This is a genomic window from Micromonospora sp. KC723 (assembly GCF_004348595.1).
In the GTDB taxonomy this organism is placed as follows: domain Bacteria; phylum Actinomycetota; class Actinomycetes; order Mycobacteriales; family Micromonosporaceae; genus Micromonospora.
The window spans coordinates 1-7,572 of sequence record NZ_SMKD01000199.1 but is presented as its reverse complement, the minus strand read 5'-3'; the positions used below and the strand labels follow the sequence as shown (position 1 = coordinate 7,572).

Sequence of the window (7,572 nt, the reverse complement as noted above, 5' to 3'; positions counted from 1 at the left end):
CGCCCGCACCCCGGCACCCCCGGGACCCCGCCGTGGAACCGGGTGGTCGAGCCGGCGTGGGGGGTGGTGGACAAGCTGCGCGACGCGGTCACCGGGCGGCGGACGTACCCGGTCGACCTCGATCGTGACCCGGACTGATCGACGCCGATACGTTCGGGGCCTTCCCCTGACCGGTACGTGGTCCTACCGTCACGTTATGAATCTGGAGCTGCGGCACCTGCGGGTGGTCTGCGCGATCGCCGAGACGGGGAGCGTGACCAAAGCGGCATCGACTCTCGGCCTGGCACAACCGGCCCTGACCGCGCAGCTCCAGCGCATCGAACGCACGCTGGGCGGCCCGCTGTTCGAGCGGGACCGGCGGGGCGCCCGCCCCACCGCGCTGGGGGAGCTGGTGCTGGCCCGGGCACGGGTGTTGCTGCCGGCGATGAAGGGCCTGCAGGACGAGGCGGCCCGGCTGGCCGGGGCGGACGACAGCCTCGCCCGCTACCGGTTCGGCGGCGTGAACAGCCCGATCCTCGGCCGGCTGGTGCACCGGCTCGCCGCCGAGCAGCCGCAGGCGCAGATCACCACGTACGCGTCCTGGTCGGCCGACGAGCTGGCCACGCTGGTGGCCGGGGGGCGGCTGGACTTCGCGCTGACCGGCATCTGCGGGGACGCCAACCCGCCGGCCGAGTTCGGCCTCAGCTGGCGGGAGGTGGCCGTCGACCCGGTGCTGGTGCTGCTGCCCACGTCGCACCCGATGGCCGGTCGGGACGAGGTCGGCCTGGCCGAGCTGAGCCACGAGCAGTGGGTGGCCGCACCGGGCGACGGGTGCTTCGGCGACTGCTTCGCCGCCGCCTGCGCCCGCGCCGGCTTCACCCCCCGCAAGGTGTACGAGACCGACGTGCGCGGCTGCATGGATCTGGTCGACGCCGGGGAGGCGGTGGCGCTCTGCCAGGCCACCTTCCGTCCGGTGGCCGGCCTGGTGACCCGCCGGTTGGCCGGCACGCCGCTGCGGTGGCGGCTGCTGCTCGGCTGGCACCCCGACTCCCCCGCCGCCCGGGTCGCCGAGCCGGTGCTGGAGGGCGCGGTGGCCGCGTACACCGACTCCCTGGCCGTGCACCCGGACTATCTGGCCTGGCTGCGGCACCACCCCGAGTTCGGGGCCCGCTCGGCGCCGGACCGGCCGGGGGTGCGAACGGCCTGACGACGGGTATCAGAGGCGGTATGACCGATCTCTACCCCACCGGCGACGAACGGGAGCTGCTGCGCCAGGCGGCTGCCGCGCACACCGCCGCCGCCCGCGACGTCGAGGCGTTCCTGCGCCGCCTGCCGGAGGTGCCGGACCCGGCCGACGTCACCGAGTACGCCACCCTGCTCAGCCGCGAGGAACGCACCCTGGCCGACCGGCAGGCCGCCGCCACCGCCGCCGGCCTGCAACTGCCCAGTCTGGAGTCCTGACCCAGACCGGCGAGCGCGCCCGCGGACCACCCGGTCCACGGGCGCGCTGCCGCGGTCAGCGTTCGACCAGGACGTCGTGCCCCAGGTCGAGCAGGGCGTGCCGCCACTCGTCGTCGGAGTTGCCGGCACGCGGCTTCTCCGCCGTCAACGCCCGGATGCGGTCGATCGCCTCCCGCATCACCTCGATGTCCTCCGGGGTCAGGTCCACCTTGCGTTTGGTCAGCACCCGCAGGATCCGCCGGCCCGGCTCCGGCAGGTCGAGGTCCGGGTTCGGCCCGAACGACTCCTCCCCGGAGCCGCGGGTGAGCAGCCACTGCCGCAGCTGTTCGGAGGGGACGTTGACCTCGGCGTGGAAGTCCTCCCAGATCACTTCGACCTCGGGGTCGAGTCGCTGCTCGCGTGCCATCACGCCTCCTCTTCCGGTCGCCCCGCCGGGGCCGGCTCCCCGTCGGTCTGCTGCTTCAGGCCCTCCGGCGGCACCTTCACCCGGGCCGGGTTCGCCGTCGGCGGGGCGAGGATCGGTTCCGTACGCTCGGTGTTCTCCCTGGTCTCCTCCGGTTCGGTCATGGGTCCGCCCTCCGCGTCATCGTGGGTGGGACGTGGTGGCCGGGGTGTAGCCGTGGTCACCGGCGGCCGTCTCGAAGGTGAGCTGGCCCTCGCGGGCGTCGACGGTGACCTTCTGGCCGGGCGAGATCTCGTTCTCCAGCAACATCCGGGACAGCCGGTTGTCGACCTCTCGCTGGATGACCCGGCGCAGCGGTCGCGCCCCGAACTCCGGCTGGTAGCCGTGCTCGGCCAGCCAGTCCACGCCGGCCGGGGTGACGTCGACCTGGACGTCCTGGGCGTGCAGCCGGCGGCGGGTCTCCGCCAGCAACAGCTCGGTGATCTGCCGCAGCTGCTGGGCCTCCAACCGGCGGAAGATGATGGTCTCGTCGATCCGGTTGAGGAACTCCGGGCGGAAGGTCTCCTGAAGCCGGCGCATCAGCCGTTCCCGCAGCTCGTCGCTCTCCCCCGTGTCGGCGGACCCGCCGGCGCCGAAGCCCACCGCCCGCTGGGTGCCGGTGATCAGCTCCGCGCCCAGGTTGCTCGTCATGATCAACACGGTGTTCTTGAAGTTCACCGTCCGGCCCTGGCTGTCGGTGAGCCGGCCGTCGTCGAGCACCTGCAGCAGGATGTTGAACACGTCCGGGTGGGCCTTCTCGACCTCGTCGAGCAGCACCACCGCGTACGGGCGGCGGCGCACCGCCTCGGTGAGCTGGCCGGCCTCCTCGTAGCCGACGTAGCCGGGGGGCGCCCCGACCAGCCGGGCCACGGTGTGCCGCTCCTGGAACTCGCTCATGTCCAGCCGGACCATCCGGTCGGCCTCGCCGAAGAGCGCCTCGGCCAGGGCCCGGGCCAGCTCGGTCTTGCCGACACCGGTCGGGCCGAGGAACAGGAAGCTGCCCATCGGCCGGTTCGGGTCGGCCAGCCCGGTACGGGAGCGGCGCACCGCCTCGGCCACCGCGGTGACCGCGTCGTCCTGCCCGACGACCTTCGCGTGCAGTTGGCCTTCCAGTCGCAGCAGCCGCTCCCGCTCCTCCTCGGTGAGCTGGCTGACCGGGATGCCGGTGGCCCGGGAGACCACCTCGGCGATCTCCGCCGGGCCGACCGACGGGACGTGGGTGCCGCCCTCGTCACCCTGGGCGCGGCGCAGCTGCTCCTCGATCTCGGCCAGCCGGTCGCGCAGGCTGGACGCCTTCTCGTACTGCTCGTCGGCGACGGCCTGCTCCTTGTCCCGGCGTACCTCGTCGAGCTGCCGTTCCAGTTCCCGCACGTCGGAGGCGGGGGTACGGGTGCGCAGCCGGACCCGCGCGCCGGCCTGGTCGATCAGGTCGATCGCCTTGTCCGGCAGGTAACGGTCGGTGACGTACCGGTCGGAGAGCTCGGCGGCGGCGACCAGCGCCTCGTCGGTGAACCGGACCTGGTGGTGGGCCTCGTAGCGGTCCCGCAGGCCACGCACGATGGCCACGGTGTCCTCGACGCTGGGCTCGGGCACCAGCACCGGCTGGAACCGCCGGGCCAGCGCGGCGTCCTTCTCGATGCTGCGGCGGTACTCGTCCAGTGTGGTCGCGCCGATGACCCGCAGCTCGCCCCGGGCCAGCGCGGGCTTGAGCATGTTGGAGGCGTCCATGCCGCCCTCGCTGCCGGCGCCGCCGGCGCCGACCAGCGTGTGGATCTCGTCCAGAAAGATGATCAGCTCGTCCCGGTGGGCCCGGATCTCCTCGATCACCTTCTTCAGCCGCTCCTCGAAGTCACCCCGGTACCGGGTGCCGGCGACCAGACCGGCGAGGTCGAGCTGCACCACGCGCTTGCCGATCAGGGTCTGCGGCACGTCGCCGTCGCAGATCCGCTCCGCCAGTCCCTCCACGATGGCCGTCTTGCCGACGCCCGCCTCGCCGATGAGCACCGGATTGTTCTTGGTCCGCCGGGACAGGATCTCCACGGCCTGCTCGATCTCGTCGGCCCGCCCGATCACCGGGTCGATCTGGTCGTTGCGGGCCAGGTCGGTGAGGTCCTGCCCGTACTGGTCGAGGGTGGGGGTGCCCCGGTCCGGCCTCGGCCCGCCCATCGAGCCGCGCTCGGCGCTGGCGGCCTGCAACGACTCGGGCTGGATCCGCCCGGCGGCGAGCATCCGGCCGGCCGGCGACTCCGGGTTGAGCGGCAACGCCATCAGGATGTGCTCGGGCCCGATGTAGTTGGCTCCCATCGCCCGGGAGAGCTGGTGGGCGTCGAGCAGCGCCCGCTTCGCCGCCGGGGTCAGCGACAGATTCGGCGGCACCTCGCCGCCGGGCACGCCCTCGCCCCGGCCGCCGAGGGCGTTGACCAGCGTGTCCGGGTCGGCACCGGCCCGGCGTACCAGGTCACGCAACGGCTCGCGTTGCAACGCCGCCCACAGCAGGTGGTCGGTGTCCAGGTCGTTGCTGTGCTTCTGGGCGGCCCGCCGCGCGGCGTCGGCCAGCATCTCCCGGGCGTCGGCGGTCATCAGCCGGGTGATGTCGACCCGGTGGGCCGGTCGGCGTCCACTCTCGCCCCGACCGAAGTACCGGGCCAGGAACTCGTCCCACGGGTCGGCGCCGTAGTCACCGGGTCCCATCATCTTCCCCTCCGCTCCTCGGGGCGCGGCACGCCTCGCCCAGGGCGACCCCGCGGGCGCGGCACGATCGCCGGTGGCTACCCGACGGCCGCCGCGACAAACGCGCCGGGATGGCAGGCTGGGGGCATGGACACCCGCCCGCTGCTGATCGTCGACGGCGCCAACGTGGTCGGGTCCCGGCCCGACGGCTGGTGGCGGGACCGGGCTGCGGCGGCGGCCCGGCTGCGGGACGCCCTGGCCCCGCTGGCCACCCGGGGGCTGCCGCCCGAGTTGTCACCGCCGGTGGAGGTGGTGCTGGTGGTGGAGGGTGCGGCCCGGGAGGTGGGTGGGACTGCCGAGGTACGGACCGTGCCGGCTCCTGGCTCCGGGGACGACACCATCGTCGACCTGGTAAGCGACGCCCCGCGGCGCCGACGCCTGGTGGTGACGGCCGACCGGGGACTGCGGGCCCGGGTGACCGCCCTCGGTGCCGAGGTCCACGGCCCCCGGTGGCTGCCCCGCCCCTGACCCGCGCCACCGGCGGCCACGCCCCGGTGGCGCAGGGCGGGCGACCGGGAAGGCGTTCTGCGACGTGACCGGCCCCGCGAGCGTGCAGTCCCGCCAGTGGGACCCGGTGGGGTGCGGGTGGGACCGCGCCGGTGGACGGGCGGGACAGGGGCGCACGTCGGAAGGCAGATCGCGCCGGAGCGGGCGGAGAATGTCCAGGGTGGAAGTTCGTTGCGGCCCGGGTATGCGTTGTAATGGACGTCTCCCCGCCCCCAGGAGGTCATCGTGGCGAGCGTCGCCGAACTGAAGGCAGCCATCGAGGTCGCCCTCCAACAGATCGGGGACGGTCAGACAGCGGTCCAGGCCGCCGGCGAGAAACTCGCCGAGGCGCAGCAGACCCTCGCCGGGGCCCTGGAGGGCAGCGGGCACGAGACCGTGGAGGCGGCCCAGGCGTCGCTGACCCAGGCCGGCCAGGAGCTGGAGGAATGCCTCGCCGCGACACTGGTCGCGGTGGAGCAGGCGCAGCTCTACGTCTCGACCCTCTGAGCGGCCGCCGTGTCCATCGTGGAGGACGTCGGGGCGCAGGTGCGCGCCGCCGCCGAGGAGTTCCCCCTCGCCCAGCTCGCCCTGGCGTTGGAGAAGTTCGGCCAGGCCACCGAACGGCTGCGCTGGGTCCGGCAGGAGTCGGCGAACCCGATGGGAGTGCCGGAACTCGCCGCGGCGGTCGAGCACGCCGAGGCGGCCGGGCATGCCCTGCGGGTGGCCCAGGAGCAGCTGTCGGCCTACCTGGCCGCGATCGGGCTCGCCCCGGACGGCTCCCCACCCGCGCCGCCGGCGAGCCGGGCTCCCAGACACGACGCAGCCCGCGAGGAGGCGGCGCCACCCGCCGCGCCGCCGGTCGAGCAACGGGAGGACCCCACCGTCACGCGCTGGTGGTCGGTGCGGGTCGCCGAGTTGACCGGCGGCCGGGAGGGCTCGCCGGACGAGCCCGACGAACGGATCGCCGACTCCCGGGAGCTGCTGCGCCGGGTGGTGGGCGGGGTCCGTTCCGGCGACCGCGACCGGCTGCGCCGGGAGCTGCGCGGCGCGCACGCCGACGTCGGCCTCGGCATGGCCGCGATCACCCCGCCGCTCCTGCGCGACCTCGCCGGCGAGCTGCTCGGGCACCCGCCCCGCGCCGACGACCTGGGGCGGCTGCGCGGCGAGCTGGACGGTCGGGTCCGCGACCTGCTCCCCGGGCTGCCCCCGCCCGTGCTGGACACCCTGCTCACCCGGATCTGCCGGATGCCCCCGCCACGGCGGGGTGAGGGCGAGGAACAGCCGCACGCCGCCGACCCGGCCGTCACCGCCGGGGTGGTGACCGGGGTGCTGCTGTCCCGGCTCGGCCGCGAACTGCCCCGCCCCGAAGAGACCGATCCACGCCGGGAGGCGGTGGCCGAGAGCAGGCCCGCCGGCCGGGCGGGCGCGACCGGAGCGGACGGCGAGCGGCGTGGCTGACCTGCGCGGCCACCTGGTGTCCCGGGTACGTGGGCTGCTGTCGGAGGCCCTCGGCGCCACCCGTACCCGGTTGACCGCCGCCGAGACGGAACTGGCCGCCGCCCGGGAGCGGCTGGCCCGGACCCGACGGGCCGCCGCCGCCGTGCCGCAGCGGGTCGCCGCCGAGCGGGACCGCCGGCTCACCGAGATCGACGACCGGCACGCCACCCGGATCACCGAGCTGGCCCGGCGCGCGGCCGCCGCGGCGGTGCGGGAGGCGCCCGGCGCGGCCTCCGCGCCGTGGGCCGAGTGGCGGCCCACCCCGACCGGCCGGGGCGAGCCCGTCGGTCCGGTCCGGGTGGGCACGCTGCGTATCCCCGGCGCGGAACCGGTCCCGGGGCTGGTGCCGCTGCTGGACGCCGGGCACGTGCACCTGTCCGGTTCCGACCGGCACGGCGGCGACGCGGTCGTCGCCGCGCTGCTGCTGCGCGGCGTCGGCCGGGCCGATCCCGGCGCGGTGCGCCTGCACGGGTACGACCCCGAGCACCTGGGCGGCGGCCTGGCCGGGTTCGCCCCGCTCGGCACCGCCGGGCTGCTCACCTTCGTCGGGCCCGGCGGGCTGGGGCGGCTCCTCGACGACCTGGTGGAGCAGATCCGCCGGATCAACGAGACGGTCCTCGCCGGCGAGTACGCCTCGCTGCGCGAGTTGGCCGCGGCGACCGGCCGCCGGCCCGAGCCGTGGCGGGTCGCGGTGCTGCTCGGCGGGGACGAGCCGTCCCGGCACGAACGCGGCCAACTGGACCGGGTGGTCCGCACCGGCGCGGCCTGCGGGGTCCACCTGGTGGTCCGCGGCATCGACCTGCCCGACGACCCGACCCTCACCCGGATCCTCGCCGACCCCGGTGCGGCCCGCGTCGGCGGCCCGACCGGCCTGCCGGTACGCCTCGACCCGCCACCGCCGGCCGCGCTGGTCACCGAGACCTGCCGGGAGATCGCCTCCCGGGTCAACGCCGGCCCGCCACCGACCCCCTTCACCG

At 75.2% G+C, this 7,572-nt stretch carries 8 protein-coding genes and 2 pseudogenes; 7 read left to right on the top strand and 3 right to left on the bottom strand.

Annotated elements, in window-relative coordinates:
• From E1165_RS30230 to E1165_RS26870, 3 genes and pseudogenes are all read left to right on the top strand, one after another.
• A pseudogene (locus tag E1165_RS30230) lies at positions 1–138 on the top strand (hemerythrin domain-containing protein); the annotation flags it as partial.
• A gap of 58 nt (positions 139–196) precedes the next feature.
• Entirely contained in the window at positions 197–1,186 is a 990-nt protein-coding gene (locus E1165_RS26875) for a LysR family transcriptional regulator (RefSeq protein ID WP_132394518.1), read from the top strand.
• 20 nt (positions 1,187–1,206) lie between these two features.
• Entirely contained in the window at positions 1,207–1,440 is a 234-nt protein-coding gene (locus tag E1165_RS26870; protein ID WP_132394517.1) for a hypothetical protein, read from the top strand.
• A 55-nt stretch (positions 1,441–1,495) separates the two neighbouring features.
• Here E1165_RS26870 and E1165_RS26865 read toward each other — a convergent pair whose 3' ends face one another.
• The 3 genes from E1165_RS26865 to E1165_RS26860 are packed head-to-tail and all read right to left on the bottom strand — an operon-like array spanning position 1,496 to position 4,576.
• Positions 1,496–1,846 carry a DUF3140 domain-containing protein gene (locus tag E1165_RS26865; RefSeq protein WP_132394516.1) on the bottom strand — a complete coding sequence of 117 codons (351 nt, stop codon included), beginning with the start codon at positions 1,844–1,846 and terminating at the stop codon, positions 1,496–1,498.
• Positions 1,846–2,007 (bottom strand): hypothetical protein, encoded by a 162-nt coding sequence (locus E1165_RS29270; protein ID WP_165945333.1) that lies wholly within the window; start codon positions 2,005–2,007, stop codon positions 1,846–1,848. Before E1165_RS29270 ends, E1165_RS26865 begins: the two co-directional genes overlap by 1 nt.
• 16 nt (positions 2,008–2,023) lie before the next feature.
• On the bottom strand, positions 2,024–4,576 hold the full coding sequence (locus tag E1165_RS26860; protein WP_132394515.1) for an ATP-dependent Clp protease ATP-binding subunit: 2,553 nt from the start codon (positions 4,574–4,576) through the stop codon (positions 2,024–2,026).
• Positions 4,577–4,699: 123 nt separating this feature from the next.
• Between E1165_RS26860 and E1165_RS26855 the strand changes: the two genes are divergently transcribed.
• The 4 genes and pseudogenes from E1165_RS26855 to E1165_RS26840 form a co-directional block, all read left to right on the top strand.
• Entirely contained in the window at positions 4,700–5,080 is a 381-nt protein-coding gene (locus tag E1165_RS26855) for a hypothetical protein (protein ID WP_132394514.1), read from the top strand.
• A 264-nt stretch (positions 5,081–5,344) separates the two neighbouring features.
• Complete coding sequence (locus E1165_RS26850) at positions 5,345–5,605, top strand: hypothetical protein (RefSeq protein WP_132186691.1); 261 nt, start codon at positions 5,345–5,347, stop codon at positions 5,603–5,605.
• Positions 5,606–5,614: 9 nt separating this feature from the next.
• Complete coding sequence (locus E1165_RS26845; RefSeq protein ID WP_132394513.1) at positions 5,615–6,556, top strand: hypothetical protein; 942 nt, start codon at positions 5,615–5,617, stop codon at positions 6,554–6,556.
• Positions 6,549–7,572: pseudogene (locus tag E1165_RS26840) on the top strand (cell division protein FtsK); the annotation flags it as partial. The gene E1165_RS26845 and the pseudogene E1165_RS26840, both read left to right, overlap by 8 nt.